The organism is Kluyvera huaxiensis (genome assembly GCF_040149365.1).
Taxonomy (GTDB): Bacteria; Pseudomonadota; Gammaproteobacteria; order Enterobacterales; family Enterobacteriaceae; genus Kluyvera; species Kluyvera intermedia_A.
The window spans coordinates 1-25,301 of record NZ_JBEFLV010000006.1 but is presented as its reverse complement, the minus strand read 5'-3'; the positions used below and the strand labels follow the sequence as shown (position 1 = coordinate 25,301).

At 49.7% G+C, this 25,301-nt stretch carries 19 protein-coding genes and 2 tRNA genes; 7 read left to right on the top strand and 14 right to left on the bottom strand.

The features are described from left to right. Window positions 1-92 precede the first annotated feature (92 nt). Window positions 93-608 (top strand): GNAT family N-acetyltransferase, encoded by a 516-nt coding sequence (locus ABOC97_RS08030; RefSeq protein ID WP_100194252.1) that lies wholly within the window; start codon window positions 93-95, stop codon window positions 606-608. Between the two features lie 332 nt (window positions 609-940). Here the strand turns inward: ABOC97_RS08030 and ABOC97_RS08025 are convergent, their stop codons facing one another. The 5 genes from ABOC97_RS08025 to mtfA form a co-directional block, all read right to left on the bottom strand. Then, complete coding sequence (locus ABOC97_RS08025) at window positions 941-1,201, bottom strand: hypothetical protein (protein WP_349596121.1); 261 nt, start codon at window positions 1,199-1,201, stop codon at window positions 941-943. A 255-nt stretch (window positions 1,202-1,456) separates the two neighbouring features. Next, on the bottom strand, window positions 1,457-2,731 hold the full coding sequence (locus ABOC97_RS08020; RefSeq protein ID WP_349596118.1) for a porin: 1,275 nt from the start codon (window positions 2,729-2,731) through the stop codon (window positions 1,457-1,459). 264 nt (window positions 2,732-2,995) lie between these two features. Continuing rightward, on the bottom strand, window positions 2,996-4,267 hold the full coding sequence (locus ABOC97_RS08015; RefSeq protein ID WP_349596115.1) for a tyrosine-type recombinase/integrase: 1,272 nt from the start codon (window positions 4,265-4,267) through the stop codon (window positions 2,996-2,998). Between the two features lie 160 nt (window positions 4,268-4,427). Further along, window positions 4,428-4,503, bottom strand: a tRNA-Asn gene (locus ABOC97_RS08010). Window positions 4,504-4,603: 100 nt separating this feature from the next. Beyond that, a complete protein-coding gene (mtfA, locus tag ABOC97_RS08005; protein WP_349596112.1) occupies window positions 4,604-5,398 on the bottom strand; it encodes a DgsA anti-repressor MtfA in 795 nt (264 codons plus the stop codon). A 93-nt stretch (window positions 5,399-5,491) separates the two neighbouring features. On the opposite strand from mtfA, the gene ABOC97_RS08000 reads away from it, so the two are divergent. The 3 genes from ABOC97_RS08000 (at window position 5,492) to ABOC97_RS07990 (ending at window position 7,424) form a co-directional block, all read left to right on the top strand. Next, window positions 5,492-5,581: transfer RNA gene (locus ABOC97_RS08000), tRNA-Ser, on the top strand. 506 nt (window positions 5,582-6,087) lie between these two features. Beyond that, window positions 6,088-6,717, top strand: a complete 630-nt coding sequence (locus tag ABOC97_RS07995; protein WP_349596109.1) for a winged helix-turn-helix transcriptional regulator — start codon at window positions 6,088-6,090, stop codon at window positions 6,715-6,717. A gap of 125 nt (window positions 6,718-6,842) precedes the next feature. After that, window positions 6,843-7,424 carry an outer membrane beta-barrel protein gene (locus ABOC97_RS07990; RefSeq protein ID WP_349596106.1) on the top strand — a complete coding sequence of 194 codons (582 nt, stop codon included), beginning with the start codon at window positions 6,843-6,845 and terminating at the stop codon, window positions 7,422-7,424. A 48-nt stretch (window positions 7,425-7,472) separates the two neighbouring features. Here ABOC97_RS07990 and ABOC97_RS07985 read toward each other — a convergent pair whose 3' ends face one another. From ABOC97_RS07985 to ABOC97_RS07955, 7 genes are all read right to left on the bottom strand, one after another. Then, the gene (locus ABOC97_RS07985; protein WP_349596103.1) at window positions 7,473-7,859 is read right to left on the bottom strand and encodes a hypothetical protein; all 387 of its coding nucleotides are present in this window, start codon (window positions 7,857-7,859) and stop codon (window positions 7,473-7,475) included. 329 nt (window positions 7,860-8,188) lie between these two features. Next, entirely contained in the window at window positions 8,189-9,175 is a 987-nt protein-coding gene (locus ABOC97_RS07980; protein ID WP_349596100.1) for a LacI family DNA-binding transcriptional regulator, read from the bottom strand. A gap of 19 nt (window positions 9,176-9,194) precedes the next feature. Continuing rightward, window positions 9,195-10,094, bottom strand: coding sequence for an ROK family protein (locus tag ABOC97_RS07975; protein WP_349596098.1), 900 nt, complete (start codon window positions 10,092-10,094; stop codon window positions 9,195-9,197). 195 nt (window positions 10,095-10,289) lie between these two features. Continuing rightward, window positions 10,290-10,850, bottom strand: a complete 561-nt coding sequence (locus ABOC97_RS07970; RefSeq protein WP_349596095.1) for an Ail/Lom family outer membrane beta-barrel protein — start codon at window positions 10,848-10,850, stop codon at window positions 10,290-10,292. Between the two features lie 222 nt (window positions 10,851-11,072). Next, the gene (locus ABOC97_RS07965; protein ID WP_349596092.1) at window positions 11,073-13,505 is read right to left on the bottom strand and encodes an autotransporter domain-containing protein; all 2,433 of its coding nucleotides are present in this window, start codon (window positions 13,503-13,505) and stop codon (window positions 11,073-11,075) included. Between the two features lie 605 nt (window positions 13,506-14,110). Further along, entirely contained in the window at window positions 14,111-15,760 is a 1,650-nt protein-coding gene (gene fumA / locus ABOC97_RS07960) for a class I fumarate hydratase FumA (protein ID WP_349596089.1), read from the bottom strand. A gap of 56 nt (window positions 15,761-15,816) precedes the next feature. After that, window positions 15,817-17,331: an anion permease gene (locus ABOC97_RS07955; protein ID WP_349596086.1), complete on the bottom strand. Its 1,515-nt coding sequence runs from the start codon at window positions 17,329-17,331 to the stop codon at window positions 15,817-15,819. 627 nt (window positions 17,332-17,958) lie between these two features. Between ABOC97_RS07955 and ABOC97_RS07950 the strand changes: the two genes are divergently transcribed. Further along, window positions 17,959-20,763 (top strand): flavocytochrome c, encoded by a 2,805-nt coding sequence (locus ABOC97_RS07950; protein ID WP_349596084.1) that lies wholly within the window; start codon window positions 17,959-17,961, stop codon window positions 20,761-20,763. 66 nt (window positions 20,764-20,829) lie between these two features. Next, the gene (locus ABOC97_RS07945; protein WP_349596081.1) at window positions 20,830-21,795 is read left to right on the top strand and encodes an FAD:protein FMN transferase; all 966 of its coding nucleotides are present in this window, start codon (window positions 20,830-20,832) and stop codon (window positions 21,793-21,795) included. Here ABOC97_RS07945 and dcuR read toward each other — a convergent pair. Together dcuR and ABOC97_RS07935 are read right to left on the bottom strand one after the other, a co-directional pair. Next, on the bottom strand, window positions 21,776-22,495 hold the full coding sequence (dcuR, locus tag ABOC97_RS07940; RefSeq protein WP_349596078.1) for a two-component system response regulator DcuR: 720 nt from the start codon (window positions 22,493-22,495) through the stop codon (window positions 21,776-21,778). The two genes, ABOC97_RS07945 and dcuR, sit on opposite strands and share 20 nt — an antisense overlap. Continuing rightward, a complete protein-coding gene (locus ABOC97_RS07935; protein WP_349596075.1) occupies window positions 22,488-24,110 on the bottom strand; it encodes a sensor histidine kinase in 1,623 nt (540 codons plus the stop codon). The genes dcuR and ABOC97_RS07935 overlap by 8 nt, the downstream gene beginning before the upstream one ends. Before the next feature lie 168 nt (window positions 24,111-24,278). Here ABOC97_RS07935 and ABOC97_RS07930 point away from each other — a divergent pair, with 168 nt between their 5' ends. Next, on the top strand, window positions 24,279-25,175 hold the full coding sequence (locus ABOC97_RS07930) for an N-acetylmuramic acid 6-phosphate etherase (protein ID WP_349596072.1): 897 nt from the start codon (window positions 24,279-24,281) through the stop codon (window positions 25,173-25,175). The last annotated feature ends 126 nt before the right edge of the window (window positions 25,176-25,301 follow it).

Sequence of the window (25,301 nt, the reverse complement as noted above, 5' to 3'; positions counted from 1 at the left end):
CAGATTTCAGGGAGCACTACCTGCCAGTAAGTGGTGTACACTGTGTTTTTATGTGGCTTTAATGCTATTATTTTTTAAATAGGGATGTAGTGATGGAGTTACTAACTAAACGATTGATTCTAAATCCATTTAGATTAAGTGATGCTCCAGAGTTACAGCGACTGGTCTGTGATCCTAAACTCGCACAATGGACTCGTTGCTTTAGTTCTCCTTTTTCAATCGAGGAATCTGTCGACTGGTTGAACAAAACTATCCAGAAAACGAAGTTAGGTGAAAATGTTACGCTATCTATTCATTTGAAACATGGTGGTAATTTAATTGGTGCTGTTTCTTTTCAAAAAAAAGACATGCTAAAGGCAGAGGTTGGGTATTGGTTAGGTGTGCCATTTTGGCGTAAAGGATATTGTACAGAAGCTTTAGGTGCGCTTATCGATTTTTCATTTACAACACAAAATGTAACTCAGATAATTGCTAGGTGTGAAAAGGATAATATAGCGTCTCAGAAAGTTATGATTCGTTGTGGTATGCACTATGTCAATGAAAATCAGGGGGTTGCAAATATTAAAAACCGAGAAGTTAAAATCGTTACCTATGTGAGGTTTAGATGAAGAGATATATTCATGTGTTATATTTGACTCTTTGTGGTTATGGGGCAAAACAAGTTTATCGATGATGATTAATTACAGAAAACTAAGTCATGGTCTCCTTTTTTCTTCACAGAAAAAACTCTGCAGGTCTGTCGCTTGAAAATAGTTCGAATGTTAAATTAATTTTTTATCTCACTTTATTTTTGCCGATAAGCACGGGAGGCAAACTCTACAACTTTTCTTTTGAAACTAAAATGTTCAGCTATTGAGTGAGCCAGAGATTAAGAGATGTCTTATGGAAGGACCGTGCTCGAACTATTTTCGAAATATTTAGTTCAGCCCTGATTGATAATTTATTTCAGTTTGTCTTTTATGCAATCGACAAATGGCTTAACTGTTTGTTTTTGCAGGGTAGATAATTCAGTTGCATTTTTATCAGTGATGCCAACAAACCTATTTATTTCCTTCTTGTTAATAAAATCGTATTTTACAATAACATGATAATTATGATTATCTGGTATGAATTGTGAGTATGATGATAAATCATCATAGGCATAACATCCCACGGAATAAATTGCTGACAACAATGGGATAGTGTAGATGTAATTCTTCACGTGAGTTCCCCTCATGAAGTATATTTGTTAAGCATGGAGTGCACCGACAAAATAAATGTTAGCCTTCAGAGGAAACCTATGGTCACCTATTTTCCTCCTCTCCTGAAACTGGTGCGGCTAATTTATTGTTGAAAACATAATTTGTTCTGTCCGTTGCGGCAGATTTATGACTACTTATTGTTACAACATCAACGGAGGAAATGATAGCCCAAATATTTTTTGAACTTTACTAATATAGAACTGGGTCAAATCACATTAAATGAAGATACGTAGGCCAACCGCCGCCAGATGATCTGATACATTATATGACGCATCAGTGTTACCGCTTGCTTTCTCATAACCGTATTCAATATAGGTCACTGCGTTTTTCCCCAGCCAGTAATCGGTACCCAGCGTGGTGGACTGGAAGTGTTGACCGTCCATCGCATCACCGCCTTCGGTCCAGTCAAAGTTGGCATAGACGCTCCACTCAGGGGTAATTTTGAACTGTGAGGCATATTCCAGACCCAGAATCGTTTCTTGGTCGTTAGTCTGTTTGCTGGCACCGCTGGTTGCTGCCTGAACGTCATCAACTTTGTTGATATAGTAAGTCGCTTGCACGCCGTTATACCAGGTGAAACTATTAAAGCTGGTTGTGTACTTAGCGTTCATCCCCATCGAATAGGTATTACCGTTATAAGAAGGGCCGGTCACCGTTGTGACTGGAACAGTACCACCGTGTGGACCTATGGGCACATCCGTGGTTATGGTACCCTGATTTACAGAATAGTTGTTATAAGCTGCCGTACCGGAAAGTGAGAAACCATTATCGAAGCGATATTGTGCTGCTAACGCAGCGCCGCCGTGAACAGTCGCGGAACCATCGTGGTACGCATCATGCATATCCGGTCCGTTGCCGTAACCGCTGCCAAAGCCAATTTTATCGACATCGTCATTCCCTTGGCCCATTACACCCACCGTGAAGGCCTTGGTGTTGTAATAATAAATAACAGCCGAGTTAATAATATCGGTCGACATACCAGTGGTATCATGTTTGGCTTTGCCACCGTATGCATAGGTGGTATCAATTCCCAGCCCCCAGTCGGTTGGGGCATATTGCTTACCGAAAGTCACCACCCCATATTTATCATTACCTATCCCCGCATACGCCTGACGGGTATAAACATCGTTACCCTGATTATCAGTTGCGGAATCCAGACCGTGTATGCCAGTTTCATAATAACCTGCCGCGTAATAGCCTTTGTCATTAATATTGTGTCGTAGTGCGACACCCAGACGTGAGTCGTTGTTTTGTATATTATGTTCTACACTGTGCGCTGAATCGTCCTTTGCCATGAGACGTAAGGATCCCATAACTGAAATGGCTGTATCATCATTTTGATAAATCATATCCCCCTTCGTCTGTGTAGCGGTATATGCTGGAGCCGCATGATCCCCGCTACTCGCCTGTGCACAGGCAGGTGCGACTATCGCTGCAGTAATAAGTGGAGCAACAATAAATGGTTTAAGTCGTATGTATTTTACGTGCATAGAAACCCCATGATCATTGTTTAAGTTTATTTTTAGAGTGTTTTTTAAAGATGGAGAGTCTATTAAAAGCTTTTGAATATAAAATAAAACTGTCAGTTCTGACAGGAGTTTTCTTTATTTTTAATTAAATTATTAAGCATTTTTTCAGAGATGTGGATTTATTACACGGTATTAGCGAAACGGTTTTCCATGAAGTTTGGACAAAGTAAAAAGCCGCATCAGTCTGCACAGATGCGGCTTTGATGTGTCAGGACGATTGATTCATTAGGCTGGTTGAAGAGTCGCTCTTTCTCTCCCCAAAATATAGGGCGGTATATAGGTTTTGCGGCAAGTATCCAGATAATCCGACCACCACTGCATCATTGCCTTTCTTGCTTCCAGATGCTCTGCCCTGTGAATATATGCTTGGCGCACGGAGTTACGTTCCTGGTGACTCATTTGCCGTTCAACAGCATCCTGTGACCATATACTGGACTCCATAAGGGCGCTGCATGCCATTGTCCTGAAACCGTGACCGCAGATTTCCACTTTCGTGTCCCAGCCCATCAGGCGTAGTGCCTTGTTTACTGTATTTTCACACATCGGTTTATACGGGTTATGGTCCCCGGGGAACACGAGTGCATTATCTCCTGAGATATCTTTAATCTTTTTCAGGAGCGCGATCGATTGTTGTGAGAGGGGTACGATATGAGGCCTGCGCATTTTGGCACCACGACCAGAGTAACGCACGCCTTCAATAGCTTCGCGCGTGGCGGGTATTATCCAGACCTGATTTCCGAAATCAATTTCATGCCAGCGGGCAAAACGCAATTCACTCGAGCGAATGAATAGATGCAGTGTTAGCAGGATGGCAAGGCGGGTGAGTTCACGGCAATGCTGAAAACTCTCAATGCTCTCAAGCAATTCTGGAAGACGCTCCAGCGGTAGAGCGGGGTAGTGACGTTTTACTGGTGGAGCCGTCACTCCGTCCAGGTTTGCTGCCGGATTAGAATCGATTAATCCATGATGCACGGCGTAGCGCATGATATTCCGGAGGTGCTGGCGTGTACGGGATGCAACTTCCAGTAGACCCTTTTCCTCAATTCCTTTTAATAAAGTGATGAAGTGACGGGGTTTCAGTTCTGAAACTGACATCGTACCAATGACCGGGAATATATGATTATTCATGCTGGCGAGCAGACGGTCGGCGGTGTTCTGTGACCATTTTTTATTGCTCTTATGCCACGCCAGTGCCACGTTTTTAAACACTTTCTTTGGTATACGAGAACTGCGTTCAGCTGCTCGCTGCTCTGCTGGATTGATGTTCAGTACCAGCATTTTGCGAATAACTTCACGTTGACTACGGGCGTCTGAGAGGGAGATAACTGGGTAGGCTCCGAGTGCAATGCGGGATTCTTTGCCCTTAATACGGTACTTGAGATACCAGTGACGTGAACCGCTCGGTTTGACCAGGAGGTACAGACCGTGTGAATCGGAAATTTTAAAGGGTTTATTAGATGGCTTGAGACTGCGGATTTTGGTGTCAGTAAGAGACATATGGGGTCACTCCATAGTAAAACTAACCGGACCCCAGATTTGACCACCAATTTTTCCCGATGCGGAGGATAAAATCAAAATGCATCGGAAGAAGTTTTCACGCTAAGCTGTTGTATCAAAACCGGACAGGCATTAATGAAGCTGCACGAAAACGAGAATTTGGCTCCTCTGACTGGACTCGAACCAGTGACATACGGATTAACAGTCCGCCGTTCTACCGACTGAACTACAGAGGAATCGTGTGAACGAGGCGAATACTACTGTTCCTCGATATTTGTGTCAACACTAAATTTAACTTGCTGATTCAATTGGCTGAATTTAACTCAGCCTGTTGTTTTAGTGTACTGTCGATGGATTTTCATCCTGTTGGCTATTATCGCGTAACCGCTGGAGTGGGTCCTGGCGATAGAAGCCACAGAAACGCTGCCACAGCGCCGGGAAGCGCGGGGCGAAAAGCTCGGGGGCGCTGAAAAAATACTCAGAGAGCACCGCAAAACATTCAGCGGGGTCGGTTGCAGCATAAGCATCGATACTGGCCGCATTTTCGCCTACCAAATCAATCTCATCCTGAATGTTATTCATGGCGGCGTGCAGATCGTGCTCCCATCCCGCAACGTCACGCAGCGGAATAAACGGAACGCCGCTGGCGCGGTCACCGTTGCGAGTATCCAGTTTATGCGCCACTTCATGAATAATCAGGTTGAAGCCGGAGGCATCGAAGGAATCCTGAATGTCCAGCCAGTTCAGAACGATAGGACCCTGCTGCCAGCTTTGTCCGGACTGCACCACGCGCTGATTGTGAACCAGACCAATATCATCTTCCCATTCGTCATCGACGACAAACGGGGCAGGGTAGATCAGTATTTCATGAAAACCATCGAGCCACTCGAGACCAAGTTCCATAATGGGGAGGCAGAACAGGAGCGCAATGCGCGCTTCGGTTACGGGTTCAACGGCCAATCCCTGCAAGAACACCAGCCGTTTTTGTTGTAGAAAACGCTCGGCAAGCTGAACCAGCTTCACCTGTTCATCGGTAGATAACGTGGCTAACAGAGGTATCGCCAGGGCGTGCGCCCACGGCATATCTGTTTTCTCAGCGGTATCGCTTGCTTTCCAGGGCCATTTAATCATCGTTTTGCTCGCAAACTCGTCACTTGAACGCAATTGAAGAGACTGGGACTGTTAAAATGCCAAATAACCTGGCATGATGGCAACCATCAAAACGGAGAGATGCCGGAGCGGCTGAACGGACTAGTCTCGAAAACTAGAGTAGGGGCAACTCTACCGGGGGTTCAAATCCCCCTCTCTCCGCCAATTTCAACAAGTTACACCCCTCAGTCGCTATTGACTATTCCCTTATCAAAACGTTTGTAGAATATTTTCGTAACCCCCAACCGTCACTTCATTCTGTCTGCAATTGTGATATTGAACACAGGAATACTCCGTGTTTGTCGCATTTATGTCATAGAACCCGTGGTTATGTACATTTTCTCGGCAACAAGACTTTTCCCGCATTGTCGGCTTAACGCCTAAAAAAACATCAGCAACGACACAATCAACCGTAGCCAGAGCTTAAATCATGAGGGGAGGCAGGCCTGGGTGACTTATTGCTGTGTCCAAAATCGATTAGACTTTTTCACTAAATGCACGGCGGATTCTGGCCTGTACTGGTGGCCTGGACAGTGACGTATCGTTTATTTTTAAACAAGAATGTGGTTTTTTTATGTCCATTGGCATGAGTAAATACTGAGTTGCGAATTTTTTACGGAAACCTTGTTGCGCTCTATAATTATGTTGATTGTTAATGACCAGGTACTGCTATGCATATTTTACCGCCCATTCGTCCAGAGCAGAGTATTCAGCGTTTGACGGCGTTGCTTGAACCGATTGCCGAAAAAATCAAAGTGGTGCCACGTAAACGCATGACGTGGACGTATAAACATCAGCCGAAGCTGTATCTTTTTTTAGCTGGCGAACTCTCTATTTTACGTGCTTCTGATGGCTTATTGATTGTGACCGTCTACGATCCGCACCTGTTTGGGATTGCCGAAATGATCCAGCCGGTACGTGGGCATCTGCTGCGCGCAGAAACGGAATCAACCATACTGCGGGTGGATGCCAAAACGGCGATGGATACCTTTCGCCAGCATGGCGTAATGGAAGATGTCGTCTCCTTACTGTCGTACCATACGGCCTATCTTTTCTATCGCGATGCTTTAGTGGTGCAACAGAAAACCTACTCGGTTATCCGCAATCATTTACAGGAAATGAGCCAGTTGCCGGAAGAGACGAGAATGCGGGTTTCTATCCTTGATTACATCCAGGAACGCACCCATTTATCGCGCAGTAGCGTGCTGAATGTATTGTCGGCGTTAAAAAATGGACACTATATTGAATTCAAACGGGGCGGCTATCTGACTGAGTTGAATAAATTACCCGAGCATTTTTAACACCTGTCGTTTGTCCAAAAATAAATAATAAAACGATTATCAGCGATGATTTTATATCTTATTGTAAGCCCACTTTAATAGTATCACTCTCATTTATTTAATAACGGGTTGACAATAGGACTGTTATGAAGAAGACACTTATTACGCTAATTATCGCAAGCACCTTTACGGCCACTACCGCATTTGCAGCCGCAGATGCCGGGAGTTGGTACGCTGGTTCTAAATTTGGCTGGTCACATTATGGTGACACTAATTCCCAGCATGATGCTGATTTCGATCGTGATAATGTCGGCGGCGGAATTTTTACCGGATATCAAATTAATCCATGGCTGGCGGTTGAAGGCGGGTATGACTATTTAGGTAATATGGGCGCCAACGGGAATCACGGAGCATCTGGCTCGCAGATGAAAAGTCAGGGGCTACAGGTTTCATTGAAAGCCAGCTACGGTCTGAGCAACGACTGGGATCTGTATGGACGTGCTGGAGTCATGGGGTATCGCGCCGAATCGGATATTAAAGGCCATAACGACTTTGATACCGGTATTCGTCCGGTACTGGCGGTCGGTACGGAATATGCCTTTAATGAAAACTGGGCAGGGCGCCTGGAATATCAGTGGGTTAGTAATGTTGGTAATGAGAATCAGATTGGCGTCAGCAGCGACATCAGTTCTGTCATGGCCGGTATCAGCTACCGCTTTGGTCAATAACCCAAAATATTGTAAATGGCCCCCTCATGATAAATGAGGGGGCTTTTTTTATCCCTGGGTCAGCGGTTGAAGTGAAATATTTACGCGCTGCAAACCGGTGAAATTGTGTTCTTTCAAATAAAAATTGTTCACCATCCGCATTTGATCCAGCCTGGACAGCGACTGATAAACCTGATGGGCCTGACTGTGAATGTCGAATATTTCAGCGGTTTTGACATCTAACAAATATTCAGATTTTAAGTTCAGCGTAAGGTTGTCAATTATCTGCTTATTTTTCTGATGCAAAGAAGCCATTTCCGCAACGGGTACCGATGATTTTTCATTCTGTACTACGGGGATTCGTAATGAATCTATTTTGACCAGTTGGTCGGACGGTGAAGAGTTACAGGCGGTAAGTGTTGCCATAACCAGCGTCGAAAGAGCCAATTTGTACATAATTTTCCCTGATGAAGATAACAATAATTATGCCTATTATCTTTTTTGCCGGTGGTACGGCGAGGGCTAATTAATTTAAATTTAAATTATGGATTCTTGTGCCGCAGAGAAAATTTACGGTAGGGTTATGTTCTTTATGAAAATGAATCATTCAGGTCTGAGGGCATCGAGATTTTCCTCTTATAATATGGCTAGTGGGATATGACTGCGGCATGAAAAAGTTTGCCTGGCTATTCTGGACGGTAAGGCGTTGTGTTGGGATGCTTATCCGCGCGACGCGTATAGGAGCAGCGTCGTACGGACAAGTTGGTTTAGCAGCAGCGACGGGGTTATGCGCAGAGAACCGAGCTGCCACGAATCACCAATTCTACCGGTAGCAATGTACTTACCGGTGCTTCCCCGGCGAGCAGCAGGGCCAGCGCTTCGCGTCCCAATCTCTCTTTATCAACCGCAATGGTGGTTAACGCCGGCTGTGACCAGGCCGCCGTTTCAATATCATCGAACCCAACAATCGCAATATCCTCCGGAACCCGTAACCCGCGTTGAGTGCAGGCCTGCAATACCAGCAAGGCGGTGGCGTCGTTGTAGGCAAATATGGCATCTGGCGGTTGTGCAAGTTCAAGCAGTTCATTCACCGCCTGTAGCAACGAGCGTTCGGTGTCCAGTTGAGGAGTCGCGATGGCCTCATATTCCGGCGGCATGAGCAACCTGGCCTCATAGAGCGCCTTACGGTAGCCTTTTTCACGCTGATGGATGCTGTAATGAGAGAGGGTGCTGGCGAGAAAAGCAATACGCGTCCGGCCCTGTTCCAGCAAATGGCGAGTGGCCAGATAACCGCCCTGTAAGTTGTCCGGGTTAATGCACGGTAGACCGGGGGCCCACAGATCGATAAGCGCCATCGGTAGCTTGAGCTGTTCGAGGAGCGCCAGCAGTTCAGGCTCAAAGAAGCCCGCGCAGATAAGCGCATCGGGCTGATGCAGCATCACCTGGTCGGCAACCACATCGCCGGGGCCGATAGATAAAAAGCTCAGTGCGATGCCCTGCTCGCGGCAGGATGATTCGAGACCTAAAAACAGCGGCGAGTAGAATGGCATTGCGCGGCTGATATTATGCTGACGATGCAGCAAGAAGAGCACGCGTTTGATTTTATCGCTGCGCAACCGGGAGAAGTCATATCCTTGCTGCTCGGCGACGGCAATGATGCGCAGGCGGGTCTCTTCCCGCAGGCCCGGTTGGCCCTTGAGGGCACGAGACACCGCACCGGGCGATACGCCGCAGGCTGCGGCGATATCTCTGATTCGGACTGCTTTAGTCATTTATTTCCCCGGACTACGATTAACGCTGGGCACCAAGCCAGGCTGCGCCACGCACACCGCTGCTGTCGCCGTGACGAGCCTGAACGACGGGAGTACAGCACTGTTTACCAAACACATACTGCGCAATACGCTCCTGCAGATCAGGATACAGCTGTTCAATGTTTGATACGCCGCCACCCAACACGATGACATCAGGATCGAGCATGTTAACCACGCCTGCCAGCGCGCGCGCCAGCTGATCCCGATAAAGATCCCACATCTGCGCTGCCTGTGGATTACCTACATTCAGCTGCTCAATAATGCGCGGAACCCTAACATGTTCACTAAATTTCTGGAAATACTGCCGCTCCAGCCCGCTGCCGGAGATAAAGCTTTCAATGCAGTTCATCTGACCGCAGTAGCACTGCGCCGACGCGCCGTCTAGATCCACCCGGTAGTGGGGGAGGGCATTGTGCCCCCATTCACCGGCACAGGCGTTGGGGCCAGTAATCAGCCGATTACTCACGCACAGTCCGCCGCCGCATCCGGTGCCGAGGATCACGCCAAAAACGACACCATAGCCTTTACCGCCGCCGTCGATTGCCTCGGAGAGGGTAAAGCAGTTGGCATCATTGGTCACTGGAATCGGCATAGCAAAGTGCTGTTCAAGCTGTTGTACAAAGGGCTGTTGGTTGAGAACCAGAATATTGGAGTTCTTGATAAGCCCATCTCTGCCGGCGGCTCCGGGGATCCCAAGACCAATGGTGAGATCGTGCGTCGTGGCTTCTCTGGCGTGGGTAATGGCATCAATAACGGCCTGAAAAAACAAATCATACCGCTGTTTTGGTGTGGTATAGCGCTGGCGATAAACGGTCTCTCCGTCATCGTTGAGTACGACGGCTTCAATTTTAGTACCGCCAATATCGAGGCCTAATTGCATGGTTGTCTCCCGGTTAACAGTTCTATCCTGAGAGCAGCTTATGCCTTTTGTTTACTATACATATGAGTTGAGATCGGAAAGTGTGATGAAAATAGCGATAATTGATGGCTATTTAGCGTGGAAAGGCGGGGTAACTGTTTAGTAAATTATTAACGGTTTCTCTCGTCGGAGAAAGAAACCGTTAACAGGGAACAATTAGAAGCGGTAGCCGACGCCAATGTTGAAGCCGTTAATGCTGTAGTTGTCGTCCAGATCGGCGGTTGTCCCTTCGTAACCGACGTTGACGGTCAGGTTCTCGATTGGGTTGATGATGATGCCTGCGCCGTAGGCGAAAGAAGTCGATTTATAGGATTCGCTCGCACGCATAATGTCGTTAGTACCCGCGTTGAGCCATTTCACATCCGCATCGGCCTTGGTGCGCGCAGCGCCACCCAGTGCATATAGCGAAACATAGTCGTTAATGCGATAGGCAGGGCCTGCCATCAGTGAGTAGTATTTGACGTCGATATTGGTATTAACCGCATCGGAATCAACAAAATAATTACGGTCTTCGCTACCGCTCATATAGGTGAATGAACCTACTACGCTTAATGGAGAATCAAATTCATAGCGATATTGTAGGTTTACGCCGCGAATATTTTTAAAGTCCTGAACTTTGCTTTGCGCATAACCTATGGAAACGCTCTGATTATCTGCAAACGCCATTCCACTTGTTAAACCTGCAATGACTAAAACTGCCAGGGATAGCTTTTTCACTTTTAATAACCTTTATAAATCATTTTGTTAGAGTTGTTGTGACCAGAGAACTACAAGAGGGAGTATATCGGCATTATAATTCACGATGAACTACCTGAATTTATGGGGAGGAGTGGGTGAGTATTATTAAAAAGAAAACGATGATGCTCGGAATAATCTGATTCAAACAATGGTGGAATATATTTTTTAAAAAATGGCCCTGCTAGTCCAGGGCCATTGTGTTTATTTGAAGTGGTAGCTCATACCTGCCTGTACGCTGGCATCGTTATCGACATCGCCGGTACCGAAGTACACGCCGGTGTTAAGGGAAAAATCTTTGCCGATGTTGGTATTAATACCCGCACCGAAGATCCCCATCTTCGTATCGTGGCCGTTGGTGTTGTGATAATCAGCCGCTTTAATATCGGTATTATCACTAAACTCGGTCTGATAACGTGCATCCAGCCATGGATACAGCTCAACGTCTTTATTCAGATCGGCCAGTTTGGTGGTGATGCGCATCCCCACGCCGGCGTTGTACTCTGAAACCTGGCTATCGCCAAAGGTAATCTCCTGGTCAGAGAAGCCGTTTTCCTGCGCCTTATCCCAGCCAATGGTCGCATAGGGTTGAAGCACGGTTTCTGCTGGCAGCAGGACGTTAACACCAACGCGACCCTGAGTGGTGTACAGATTGCCATCAGAAGAACCATCCAGTGCCTGCGACATCCCCGTGGTACTGTTGCTAACGTTGTTGGCCGTGGTGGAGTAGCGCATATCTCCATAGCTGAAGCTACCGTCGACGAACATCCCCCACAGATTGTTGTGTAAGGACTGCTGCCAGCCGCCGTAAACGCTGTAGTAGTTGCCGTATACGCTGTCGCTAAAGTTGTTGCTGCCGCCGTTAGTGCTGCGATCGCGGCTGCGAGTCCAGCCCAGCGCGATACCGCCGGTCAGGCTATCGCCGTTATTCAAATGTGATGTCCAGTCAACGCCGCCCTGAACCCCTTGAGTGACATCTTTGTAATCGACGTCCTCGCTATAGTCACCGTTCTGGTAGAGGAAATCGCCCCACAACTGTGCGCCGTCTACGCCGTGACCGAGCAGGTTTTGCAGATGTACCTGAGTTAAGCGGTTCGCCAGATCGTCGGTGATCATGCGGCCTGCTTGTTTTGCCGCATCCAGACCGGCAATCATGCCTTGTACATCGCTGGCAAGATCGCGGCGGGAGCTACTGAAAAGCACGCTGGAGGTGGTTACGCCGGACGCCTGCAGGTTATCCGCAGTTGCTTGTTCCTGTACGCTCAGACTGTCATCGTAGTTGTAGGCGCCATTACGGCTTTCGACCTGCTGGGAGCCGTTGCTGAATTCGACGGAGACCGCGTCAGAGGGCGTATCATCCGTGGTGGTGAAGGAGGCGACTTCAACATCTTGCTGGTTGGCGGTGCTGAGTGCCGTGTTGGTGACGACTAATGTGTTACCGGCATCGGCGTTTACGACTCCCAGGTGTGCCTGGCTGTCGCTGGACATATTGACCTGAACGTCGCTGCCGGTGGTATATTTCACGTCCAGCGTTGAATTATCGTCGACGTTTAAGGTTGTACCATCATCAATGGTATTGACGTCAACGTTGTTGTTACCCGCCATATTGATGGTATCGAAGTTGTTGATGCTGCCATCAATGGAACTACCGCTATCCAGCGACAGCGAGTTGGTGCCAGCGCCGCCATCAACATTCCCCGTAACCTCTGAGTTATTGGCCAGCGTCAGGTTATCATCGCCCGCGCCGGTGGTAATGCTGCCGTCTACGGTAGCATTGCTCAGTACGATTGCGGTATTACCTTCATTGGTGGCATCAATATCTCCCGTTACGGTGCTATCACTCAATGACACCGTGGCGGCACTGTGGTCTGCGAGAATAATATCGCCGGTGAGGGTGGTGTTGTCATTAAGGCTCAGACTGGCGGTAGACGATGCGGTAGTCCCGTCACCCACCATTGCAATATCGCCGGTGATAGCGCTGTTGCTTAGCGCGATAGATGAGGACTGGGTCCCATAGGCAGCCATGGCGATGATTTTGCCGTCAAGCAGAGCGTTAATATCGGCTGCATTATCGTTAGTGGCGTAGCTGTCTTCGAACTTGCTCAGTAAAGTGCTATCACCCGCTTCGCCGATGATGGTGCTATCGGTTACTGCAATACTGTTATTGCCCGCCGCGCTCGTCGTATAAATAGCTCCGTTAACGGTGCTGTTACCGGAAATAGAGATATTATTATCGCCGCCGGTCTCTGCGTAGATAGCACCATTTAAGGTGCTATTATTTTCGATGGCGATTTTGTTTGTGCCAATGTTCGCACCGGAGTCGATATATATGGTAGCGCCGTCCATATAGGATTTATTGCCAGCCGTGCCCTCATAACCATAAGCGGAGGCGTCGTCTTCACCATTAAGCGTAGAGTGATTCACCACGAAGTTAATATTTGTGGCGTCACCTTCATCTTTTTTACCGCCTTCAATCATGTCGGTGGTGGCGTCATTGAGGGTCACGTTCTTGGTGCCGATTAACCCCGCCTGAATATACGTCCCGGACATGTCGGTGCCGTTTACCGTTAAGGATTGCGTGTTCCCCGCAGTCTGATCCCAAAGATAAAGGGCATTGCTATTCTGCGCATCACTCATAATCGCAGAGCCGTTGTCATTAACGAACATGACGACCGATTGGTTATCTGGGCCGGGACTGGTGGTGGTTTGAAAACCGCAAGTTGCTGTGGACGTGCTGGTGCAAGGGTCCGTTTGAGAGGCTAGCGCACTGCCTGAAATAGCCGTGAAAGACAGAAGAATGCACTGTGAAAGCAGTGTCAATCGAGCTGTATGGCGCATCGTGAAAATCCTTAATAAATTATTCTGAGGAATGACCGCGCTCATACTATTGGAAATAAGGAAATCCTTAATTCAATAAGTGTAATGTGATTTTAACTCTATTTTTTGAATTAAATCACGAACTGGCTATGGACAATAAAATAGGTAGGTAGGGAATGATCATTGCGATGAATGTTAACGATCATTAAGTGAACAATAATTGAATGTTTAAAGCGGATTGATCTTTCTGGCAAATTACCAGATGTATTTACTGTCCAAAATTGGAATATTCTTATGAAATATATGATTTCGTTCAGAGATTAATTGAAGTTATTGGTCATGATTTTTTACATAGGGAGAGGGTAAAAAAGCCAGCATAAATGCTATGCTGGCTTATAAATTATTATTGCAGACCCATTGCTAGCTTAGCGCTTAGTACAACCCGCACACTGCGTATTCTGAATCTGCTGGAAGAAATCGTTGCCTTTATCATCTACCAGCACAAATGCCGGGAAGTTTTCGACTTCGATTTTCCAGATAGCTTCCATCCCCAGTTCTGGGTAGGCCACGCATTCCAGACTCTTAATACTGGATTGTGCCAGTACCGCCGCCGGGCCGCCGATGCTGCCGAGGTAGAATCCACCGTGCTTATGGCATGCGTCGGTGACTTGCTGGCTGCGGTTGCCTTTGGCCAGCATCACCATGCTTGCGCCGTGCGACTGGAGCAAATCAACGTATGAGTCCATACGGCCTGCGGTGGTTGGGCCTAATGAACCTGAGGCGTAACCTTCAGGTGTTTTGGCCGGTCCCGCATAATAGATCGGATGATCTTTGACGTACTGCGGTAATTCCTCACCGTTATCGATGAGTTCTTTAAGCTTGGCGTGGGCAATATCGCGGGCAACAATAATCGTACCGTTCAGCGACAGGCGGGTTGAAACCGGATGCGCCGAAAGCTGAGCTAAAATATCGCTCATTGGCTGGTTAAGGTTGATGCTGACCGCATTCCCTTCGCCTTGCTGACGCAGTTCTTGTGGAATGTACTGCGCTGGGTTGTGTTCGAGCTTCTCGATCCAAATACCGTCGCGGTTAATTTTGGCCTTGATATTACGGTCAGCGGAGCAGGAAACCCCCATGCCGATTGGGCAAGACGCGCCGTGGCGCGGCAGACGAATGACGCGAATATCGTGGGCAAAGTACTTCCCGCCAAACTGTGCGCCGAGGCCAAGATTTTGCGCCTCGGTCATCAGTTCTTGTTCCAGATTCACGTCACGGAATGCCTGACCGTGCTCGTTACCTTCCGTTGGCAGACCATCGTAGTAACGGGTCGAGGCCAATTTCACTGTTTTCAGTGTCACTTCCGCTGAGGTGCCGCCGATAACAAAAGCAATGTGATACGGAGGGCAGGCTGCGGTGCCGAGCGTGCGCATTTTTTCGACCAGATAGTTTTTCAATTTGGCCGGGGTGATCAGCGCTTTGGTTTCCTGATACAGATAGGTTTTGTTGGCCGAACCGCCGCCTTTGGCGATGCACAGGAATTTGTATTCGTCGCCGTCCACGCTATACAGGTCGATCTGCGCTGGCAGGTTGGTGCCGGTGTTGACCTCTTTATACATATCCAGCGCGGCATTCTGCGAGTAGCGCAGGTTGTCGGAGATATAGGTGTTGTAGACCCCTTGAGACAGTGCAGCTTCATCGCCGCCGCCGGTCCAGACTCGCTGGCCTTTTTTACCCATGATAATTGCGGTGCCGGTATCCTGGCAGGTTGGCAGAATGCCCTTGGCGGCAATCTCTGAGTTACGCAGGAACTGCAGCGCGACGTATTTATCATTTTCGCTGGCTTCCGGGTCGGTGAGGATCGCGGCAACCTGTTTCTGGTGGGAAGGACGCAGCATAAAGGCCGCATCGTGGAACGCCTGTTGAGCGAGCAGGGTGAGTGCTTCAGGTTCCACTTTCAAAACATCCTGACCGTCAAACTGCGCCACGCTGACGTGCTCACGGCTCAGCAGATAATATTCGGTATCATCATGGGCCAGTGGGAAGGGGTTCTGGTAGAAAAAGGGTTTATTCGACATAGCTCTTCACTCCATAAAAATAAAACCGCCGGAAGTTACCCTCCGACGGTTATGAATCAGAACATCATGGACATCCACGGGTAGCCGATAAATATCAGGACCGCCAGGAAGATGCCGCCAAAGATGGTGCCAAGGCGCCAGTAATCTTTGGTTGGCAGATAGCCACTGCCGTAGTAAATCGGGCTTGGGCCGGTACCGTACGGGGTGATGATCCCCATGATACCCAGCGAAGTCACCATCAACAGCACGAAGACGTTCATGTTCATGCCCGGAATGGTAGAGGCGATGGTCAGCATCGCTGGCAGCAGCGCGGTGGTGTGCGCGGTGGTGCTGGCAAACAGATAGTGCAGCAGATAGAACGCCAGTAGCAGTACGATAGTCGCCACGCCCGGAGAGATACCGCTCATCAGCAGTCCGCCTTCTTTACCCAGCCAGCCGATAAAGCCGGTAGAGGAGAGGCCGTCGGCCAGTGCAACCAGGGTGGCAAACCACACGAAGGTGTTCCATGCCGCTTTGTTGCCGGTGATGTCGTTCCATTCCAGTACGCCGGTCCACAGCATCAGGCCGATTATCAGCAGTGCGGCCATTGCTGGTTCAATCCAGGCGGCAGCGAAGATCCACATCATCAGCGCGCAGCAGACGAAGATCAGCAGCAGGATTTCGTTACGCGACAGTTTGCCCAGTTTTTCCAGTTCACGCGCGGCCCACAGCGGCACTTCGTCGTTCACTTTCACTTCCGGTGGATATAACCAGTAAGCCAGCAGCGGCATAGCAAGAATCAACAGCACACCCATTGGCAGGAAGGCGATAAACCAGGTGCCCCAGGAGATGTTGAGGCCAACGATGCTTTTCACCAGCGCCAGCGCCAGCAGGTTAGGGGCGAGGGCGGAGAGGAACATTGAGCTGGTGATACAGGCGGCGGTAATGGCCACCCACATCAGATATGAACCAATTTTACGTGCGCTAGGATCGTTCGGTTTTGAACCGTACAGCGGCGGCAGGTTGGCAATGATTGGGTAGATAGTCCCGCCGCTACGCGCGGTGTTGGACGGCGTGAACGGTGCCAGCAGCAGGTCGGCGAGGGTAATCGCGTAACCCAGCGTCAGGCTGCGACGGCCCAGATATTTCACCAGGATTAAGGCCAGGCGGCGGCCAAAACGAGTTTTGTCATAACCGGCGGCAAACATAAAGGCGCCGAAGATTAGCCAGACGGTGGAGTTACCGAAGCCGCTGACCGCCCATTTAAAGGAAGCACCCGCCAGCTTGAATTTTTCATCAGCCAGTTGTTCAGGGCTGAACAGCACCCATTGGCTGCACAGGGCAATGGCGATAACGCCGGTCAGACCGATAACGGCGCCAGGCAAAGGTTCGAAAATGAGACCGACAATGACGCCGACAAAGATGGCGAAGTAGTGCCATGCGTAAGGAGGAAGCCCGTCAGGTACCGGAACAAAAAGTAACAGCACGGCAACGATAACGGGCAGTGCCATCATGAGAAGGCGGTTTTTCTTACCATCCTTCGGTTTGCTCACCGGAGTCGGCGAGTGCGATGTCGCAGATTTCTCGTTCATATTACGCTTCTATAAGTAGTTAATAATTCGGTTTGCTAAAATCGCCGCTCTGCTTTTTTTAGTTTTTTTACTTTATTTAGATTTCAAAAGTGAAGCTGGCAATTTTTTGTAAAAGCTATCAGCGCTATTTTATTTAGCGCTAATTAGAAAAAATCTTATATTCATATAATGCGCTTTTAGAAGCCAATGCAATTGATCACGATCAAAAAAATTCAGATGTGGTGTTATTTTTAAACATAGCCGATTAACCCTATTGGATTATGGGGTTATTATGAGTCATAAGTTTATTAAATGGTCTATTTTGCGCCTTTTTATAACGATGTTTTTATATTTAACGCATTGATTGTATTAAATTTAATTTTTTACTTTAACTGGTTTTACCACTTGAGATAAGGTTGCAAATAGATTGCTTTATATTAAATAATTGTGAATAAAGATAAGTTAATTAATAACGCTATGGAGGTATGAGTGTTATTAATGGGATTAAATAGTTTTATAACTAACGTAATGACTTTGGTAACTAAAAAAATCGATATATTAATAGCATGATATCGGCATAACAAATAACTCAAACGCAGCCCGATCCCGAATTCTTAAATTTAATTTTTAAAGTTTGGAGTAACTATTATGAAAACTGATCATCGCGTATTCAGCTCCTTCACATTACCCAATGGCACCGAGCTCAAAAACCGTTTGTTTATGGCGCCAATGACGACATGTGCGGGTTATTACGACGGTTCCGTCAGCAGCGAGCTGGTGGAGTACTACCGTGCGCGTGCCGGGAGCATCGGCACTATCATCGTTGAATGTTGCTTTGTTGATGATTTAGGTCTGGCATTCCCGGGCGCACTGGGTATCGACAGCGATGATAAAATCGCCGGTCTGGCGAAAATCGCCGACGCCATTAAATCCAAAGGTTCAAAAGCGCTGCTGCAGATTTACCATGGCGGCCGCATGGTCGATCCTAAACTTATCGGTGGCCGTACACCGGTTGGGCCAAGCGCCGTTGCCGCGCCGCGTGATGGCGCAGCTACGCCAGCCGCGCTTACTGCTCAGGAAGTGGAAGGTATGGTCGGCAAGTTTGGCGACGCCGTCCGTCGTGCCATTCAAGCGGGCTTTGACGGTGTGGAAATCCACGGCGCAAATACCTATCTAATCCAACAGTTTTACTCCCCGAACTCAAATCAGCGTGATGACGAGTGGGGCGGCAGCCGCGACAACCGCGCGAAATTCCCATTAGCGGTACTGGAAATCACCCACAAAATGGTACGCCAGTACGCGGATGATGCCTTCATTATCGGCTATCGTTTCTCGCCGGAAGAGATGGAAGTCCCGGGCATCCGCTTTGACGACACGCTGTATCTGCTGGAAAAACTGGCTGCACGCGGGCTGGACTATCTGCACTTCTCCGTCGGCGCAACGCTGCGTCCATCGATCGTTGAAACGACCGATCCTACTCCACTGATTGAAAAATATGTGGCGATGCGTTCTGAAACGCTTGCGCAGGTGCCGGTGATGGGCGTGGGCGGCGTGGTGAATGAAAGCGATGTCGATACCGCCATGGCACATGGCTACGACCTGGTTGCCGTTGGTCGCGCCTGTATTGCTTATCCTGACTGGGCCGAGCGTATTGCCGACGATCAAACGCTGGACCTGTTTATCGACAGTACCCAACGTGAAGCGCTGAATATCCCCGAACCACTGTGGCGCTTCTCGCTGGTGGAAGCGATGATTCGCGACATGAGCATGACCGTGTCGAAATTTAAGCCGGGCGTGTTTATCGAGAAGGTACAGGACGAAGCGGGCGAGCTGGTCATTAACGTTAGTCTCGAAACCGACCGTATTGCCGATATTGAACTGACCGGCGGTGTCGATCAGGACGTCGAGTTTGTCACCAGCTTCGAAGAGATTCGTTCACGTATTCTTGATGCTAACACCCCGCACGTTGATGCCATTTCCGGGGCGACCAGCCAGAGTGAAGCGGTGAAAAAAGCCGTCTCGAAAGCAATGGTTAAATCCAGCAAAGCGCTGCAGGCAGAAGAGGGTAGCGAAGCGTCAGCTCCTCAGGCCTATGACGTGGTGGTGGTGGGCAGCGGTGGTGCCGGTCTGGCGGCCGCAATTCAGGCGCACGACGACGGTGCTCGTGTATTGATCGTTGAAAAAATGCCGACCATCGGCGGTAACACGATTAAAGCCTCTGCCGGGATGAATGCTGCTGAAACGCGCTTCCAGCGGGTAAAAGGTATTCAGGACAGCAAAGAGCTGTTTTATGCCGAAACGCTCAAAGGTGGCCACAACAAAAACAACCCAGCGCTGCTGCGTCGTTTTGTGGAAACTGCACCGCAGGCCATCGAATGGCTGGCTGACCGCGGCATTATGCTCAACGACATTACCACCACCGGTGGGATGAGTATTGACCGTACGCACCGTCCAAAAGATGGTTCTGCGGTGGGCGGCTACCTGATTAGCGGTCTCGTGCGTAACGTCACAAAACGTCAGATTGATGTCATGCTCGACACCTCCGTGGTCGATATTGTGATGGAGGGTGGCGAAGTTTCCGCCGTTCGTCTGCTGACCGATGAGCAAGAGACCCTGACCGTTCAGACTCGCAGCATCATCGTGGCAACCGGTGGCTTTAGTGCCAACAGTGAGATGGTAGTGAAATATCGCCCAGACCTCGCTGGCTTTGTCACCACCAACCACAAAGGCGCTACCGGCGGCGGTATCGCACTGTTGGAGCGTATCGGTGCGGGCACGGTGGATATGGGCGAAATTCAGATTCACCCGACGGTAGAGCAGAAAACATCTTATCTGGTGTCCGAATCTATTCGCGGCGGCGGGGCGATTCTGGTGAGCCAGAGCGGTAAGCGCTTCTTCAATGAAATGGATACCCGCGACAAAGTGTCGGCGGCGATCATTGCTCTGCCGGAGCACTATGCTTACATCGTGTTTGATGAACATGTACGCACTAAAAACAAAGCGGCAGATGAATACATTGCAAAAGGTCTGGTGACTAGCGCCAGCACGCCGAGTGAGCTGGCCGCGAAGTTGGGCCTGGATGAATCAGCCTTCCTGGCGACGCTTGCCCGTTACAATGAGGCGGTGGAAAAACAGGACGATACAGAATTTGGTCGTAAAACCGCGCTGCGCGCACCGCTTAATGAAGGCCCGTACCACGCCATTCAGATTGCGCCAGGCGTTCACCATACGATGGGGGGCGTGACGATCAATACTGAAACTTGTGTTCTCAACGCGCAGAAACAGGCGATCCCTGGAGTCTACGCGGCGGGTGAAGTCGTTGGGGGGATCCACGGTGGAAACCGCATTGGCGGGAATGCCGTGGCAGATATCATTATCTTTGGTACGCTTGCCGGTCATCAGGCTGCGCAGCGTGCACAGCAGACACCCTGGGCCATGCTTGAATCAGCATAATTAAGCCCCGTAACCCGGCTTCGTTCGCGATGCCGGGTTATTACCATCAATCGAAAGGGGAATTGAATGTCAGACACTACCAGGGTTTACAGTTATTCCGCCGTCCTGATGGGCTCCCCCATCCTGCTCAAGCTTTTTTCCCACGACGAAGCGCTCGCCGCTCGCGTTTTCCGCCTTATCAAACAGTATGAAGACCTGCTCACCGTTAACCGCGCCCAGTCGCAGGTTATGGATATCAACCATGCCGCAGGCCAACATCCGGTCAGCGTCAGCGGCCCGGTTTACGCCTTAATCAAATGCGCGAAAGCGGCGAGTATGCTACCCGATAGCGCTTTTAACCTGGCTATCGGCCCATTGGTTAAGCGCTGGCGTATTGGCTTTCGCGGCGATACCGTGCCTCCCATGGAGGATATTGTCCGTCTGCTGGCGTTGACTAACCCAGAACAGGTTTTGCTTAACGACGCTGAACAGAGCGTATACCTGACTCAGCCCGGAGTGGAGATCGACCTTGGCGCCATTGCCAAAGGCTATATCGCCGACCGGGTGCGGGATTTTCTGCGCAAAGAAGGGGTCGTGCAGGGGCTGATTAACCTCGGGGGAAACGTGCAGACGCTGGGAACACCGGAAGGCGGTTGGTCTATTGGCCTGAAAAAACCATTTTCAACTTCCGGAGCGATGATTGGTACGCTGGATATCGCCAATAAGTCGGTGGTGACTTCTGGCGTGTATGAGCGATTTTTTGAGCACAATGGTCAGATTTATCACCATATCCTTGATCCTCGCACCGGCTACCCGCTGAATAATGAACTGGACAGTGTGACGATCATCAGCGAAGACTCGATTGACGGTGATATCTGGACCACGCTGATGTACGGCATGGGGGTGGAAAAGGGCTGCGCTGCGCTGCGAGCTCGCCCGGATATTGAGGCCATTTTCGTCACCAAAGCGAAAGAGGTGGTGTTGTCATCGAGCCACCACTATCGCTTTACCCTGCTGGATAATAACTATCGCCTTACTGGCAGTACTGTTTAAGCAGGCCGTACTGTTCAGGCAGCAGGCGGTAGCGATAGACCGGTCGGCCGGTAGCACCATAGTGAATACTGGTGAACAGAATATTCACCTGCGCCAGCCAGATCAGATATTTGCGGCATGATACGCGGGAGATATTCACCGCCTGCGCCAGATCGTCGGTGGAGAATTCTGTATCCGGATGGGCGTCTATCCACTGGCATAGCGTGCGTAGCGTTTGCGGTGTTAACCCCTTTGGCAGGCGCTTGGTATCGGCCAGTTCCGGGGTCCCACCGTGTATCAACCGGTCAACATCAGCCTGCTCGTAGTAAGAGTGACTGCCCATCAGTTGTTTCTTCTCACGCCAGCTCAGCAGCGCCTCTTCAAACCGGGGGAACTGGAACGGCTTTATCAGGTAGTCAACGACACCATAGCGCATTGAGGTCTGCACGGTAGCTGCATCGGAAGCCGACGAGATCATGATAACGTCGATAGCCCGTCCGGAATTGCGCACGACCGGAAGCAGATCCAGCCCGCTGTCCTGCTGCATATAGACATCTAACAAAATCAGATCGATAGGTTGGGCGCGATCCAGAACGTTGTCTTTAGCCTGTTGCAGCGTCGAGGCAATTCCGATGCAGGCGAAACCGTCAACTCGCTCGATATAGCAACGGTTAAGGTCGGCCACCATGGCATCATCATCGACAATCAAAACATTAATCACGCGTTGTTCCTCTCGAATCCCAGGGAATATGAACAAAAAATTGTGTAAAAACGCCCGGCTCTGACTCGACGGAAAGGGTGCCGCCAAGGTTCTCCGTTTGTTGGCGGGCCAGGAATAAACCCACGCCTCGGTTTTCGCCTTTGGTTGAAAAGCCTTTATTAAAGATAGCGTCTATTTGCTGCGCTTCGATACCGGGGCCGTCATCGCTGACTTCGCCGCTTAACCAGCCATTTTGATAATGCAGCAACAGACTAATTTCACCTTCTCCCTGGGCCGTCATGGCATCCAGCGCATTCTCAATCAAATTACCGAGCACAGTGACCAGCACCGCAACCTGCGCTTCATTCGGATTGTCGGGGATAAGACTCTCCTCAGCCAGCGTCAGGTTAACGCCGAGAGAGCCCGCGCGGTTGATTTTTCCCAGCAGAAACCCGGCGATAATCGGCGATTTAATCTTATGCTGGAGTGCGCCAATGTCCGCCTGATAGTTCTGGGCGGTTTGCAGAATGTACTCTTCGAGTTTGTCATAGCGCTTCATATGCAGTAACCCGAGGATTACGTGCAGCTTATTCATAAACTCGTGAGAATGGCTGCGCAGGGCATCGACATAGTTTACCAGGCCGTCCATTCGTTGCATCAACTGGCTGATTTCTGTTTTATCGCGGAAGGTGCTGATAGCGCCAATTATCCGTTTGTTATTCAATACTGGAACGGTATTGCACAGCAACAGGCGACCGTTGCAGCCAATCTCGCGATCCTCAATGGCGCTGCCGCTGGTCAGCACGTCTTTGAGGTTTGCCAGCAGCGGGGCGCGTTGAGCGGCACCCAGTGCGGCGTCGTCGGCCGAAAAGAGAAACTCTCGTGCTGCCTGGTTAATCAACGTCACCCGGCCCTTATCATCAACGGCAATTACCCCTTCACGCAGCGATTGCAACATGGCCTGGCGCTGTTCAAACAGGCTGGAGATTTCATGCGGCTCCAGGCCAAAGAGAATGTTTTTCAGCACTCGCACCAGCCCCCAGATGCCCAGCGTCCCGACGATTGCGCTAAACAACACGAACCAGATGGCGTTCCAGCGAGCGCGACTTAGCTGCTCATCGACCTTTTGCAGAGAAATCCCCACGATAACCACACCGATTTGCTGGCTGCGGTCGTTATAGATAGGGGTGAAGACGCGGAGCGCTTCGGCCAATACGCCGTGGTTAATCGATAGGTTTTCCTGACCTTTTAACGCCGGCTGCAGATCGACACCGATAAAGTGCTGGCCGATAAGTCGGGTATTCGGGTGAGAGTATCGTACTCCGTCCATATTGGTCACGACGGCGTAAAGCAGGCCGTTGCGCTGCTGCACGGCGGTGGCGATAGGCTCAATAATATTCTGGTCTGGCGGGAAACTTAGCCCTCTTTTGATTTCAGGAGAGTCGGCCAGGGTACGCGCGATAGCAAAGGCTGTATCTTCCACGCCCGCTCGGGTGGCTTTGGTTATTTGAATAAAGTAGAAGGCGTAGACCACCAGTAATACGGAGAAAATGACGCTACAAACCATCAGCGTGACCAGCGTACTCAGCTTCATTGGGCGCTTCGGATGGGGCTGAGGTTGTTGCTTGTTGCGCATTAAAACCTTCACTTATCAATAGCAAAAACACATTATCGCCGATGTCACTCAATACATAAAGCGGTCACTCCCTTACAAAAACTAACGCCTCTTTGTGACCTCACTCGCAGAGATATCCATACAAAACACTTTAGTATTACCGAAGAACCCATAATAAGGAGTCCGTTTATGAGCACTAAGCTTGCAGGTTCAGTCATGGAACGACGTAGCTCGACGACGGCTGAGATTGACCGATTATCCACCCGCGATATGTTAAGCGTTATCAATCAAGAAGATAAATGCATATCTGAAGCAGTTTCCTCCTGTCTTGATGATATCACTCGCCTGGTTGACTGTGCGGTGGCGACCTTAAGCAGCGGCGGTCGCGTCGTGCTTGCCGGTGCGGGTGCTTCCGGGCGGAACGCTATCATTACCGCGAATGAGTATGCGCCGGATGAAAAACATCCGCTGATGGGGCTGATTGCCGGCGGGGCGTTGGCAATGCTGCACAGCATGAGTGAGGCCGCTCAGGACTATAATCGCGGCGTGCTCGATCTTCAGGCAATAGGGTTCAGCCAAAAAGATATGCTGGTGGCGCTGACGGTTGGAGGGAAAACTCCGTGGCTGTGGGGCGCACTACGTCACGCCTGGTCATTGGGCGCACCGCGTGCGGTGATTACTCGGTATGCGGTGAGCGAAGCGACGGAACTCGCCGATATCGTTATTGCGCCACAAACCGGACCCGAAGCCGTTGCCGGTTATGGTAATCCGAAGGCGATTGCCGCGCAGAAAATGGTGCTGTCGATGCTGACGACCGCGCTGGCTATCCGCAGTGGGCGTGTATATAGCAATATGCGCGTGGATATCCGTGGGACCAATATGCATATGATAGAACGGCAAATTGCTATCGTGATGGCCGCAGGGAACTGCACGCGAGCGGCGGCAAAAGCGGCGCTGGAAAGCTGCGATCATAATTGTAAAACGGCGGTTCTGATGGTTTTGACCGGTTTGGATGCATGGAAAGCACATGAACTGCTGGCGCAAAACAACGGATTTGTGCGTATGGCGCTGCAAGAAGCGCCGTAACAGTGAAAATAAAAAAAGCCCGCATAATGCGGCAATGTCGATCAGTTAAGGATCGGTTGACCGATCCTTAATCTGCGGCACTATAACGGCTTCCATAACAGGGAGCCGTTTTCTTATGCCACTTCT

Coding starts and splice junctions, on each gene's coding strand:
- ABOC97_RS07955 (WP_349596086.1), bottom strand. CDS start 17,331: ATGAACGAGAAATCTGCGACATCGCACTCGCCGACTCCGGTGAGCAAA.
- fumA (WP_349596089.1), bottom strand. CDS start 15,760: ATGTCGAATAAACCCTTTTTCTACCAGAACCCCTTCCCACTGGCCCAT.
- ABOC97_RS07980 (WP_349596100.1), bottom strand. CDS start 9,175: ATGACTAAAGCAGTCCGAATCAGAGATATCGCCGCAGCCTGCGGCGTA.
- ABOC97_RS07965 (WP_349596092.1), bottom strand. CDS start 13,505: ATGAGTGATGCGCAGAATAGCAATGCCCTTTATCTTTGGGATCAGACT.
- ABOC97_RS08020 (WP_349596118.1), bottom strand. CDS start 2,731: ATGCACGTAAAATACATACGACTTAAACCATTTATTGTTGCTCCACTT.
- ABOC97_RS07930 (WP_349596072.1), top strand. CDS start 24,279: ATGAGCACTAAGCTTGCAGGTTCAGTCATGGAACGACGTAGCTCGACG.
- ABOC97_RS07990 (WP_349596106.1), top strand. CDS start 6,843: ATGAAGAAGACACTTATTACGCTAATTATCGCAAGCACCTTTACGGCC.
- ABOC97_RS07950 (WP_349596084.1), top strand. CDS start 17,959: ATGAAAACTGATCATCGCGTATTCAGCTCCTTCACATTACCCAATGGC.
- mtfA (WP_349596112.1), bottom strand. CDS start 5,398: ATGATTAAATGGCCCTGGAAAGCAAGCGATACCGCTGAGAAAACAGAT.
- ABOC97_RS07975 (WP_349596098.1), bottom strand. CDS start 10,094: ATGCAATTAGGCCTCGATATTGGCGGTACTAAAATTGAAGCCGTCGTA.
- ABOC97_RS07995 (WP_349596109.1), top strand. CDS start 6,088: ATGCATATTTTACCGCCCATTCGTCCAGAGCAGAGTATTCAGCGTTTG.
- ABOC97_RS08015 (WP_349596115.1), bottom strand. CDS start 4,267: ATGTCTCTTACTGACACCAAAATCCGCAGTCTCAAGCCATCTAATAAA.
- ABOC97_RS08030 (WP_100194252.1), top strand. CDS start 93: ATGGAGTTACTAACTAAACGATTGATTCTAAATCCATTTAGATTAAGT.
- ABOC97_RS07985 (WP_349596103.1), bottom strand. CDS start 7,859: ATGTACAAATTGGCTCTTTCGACGCTGGTTATGGCAACACTTACCGCC.
- ABOC97_RS07945 (WP_349596081.1), top strand. CDS start 20,830: ATGTCAGACACTACCAGGGTTTACAGTTATTCCGCCGTCCTGATGGGC.
- ABOC97_RS07935 (WP_349596075.1), bottom strand. CDS start 24,110: ATGCGCAACAAGCAACAACCTCAGCCCCATCCGAAGCGCCCAATGAAG.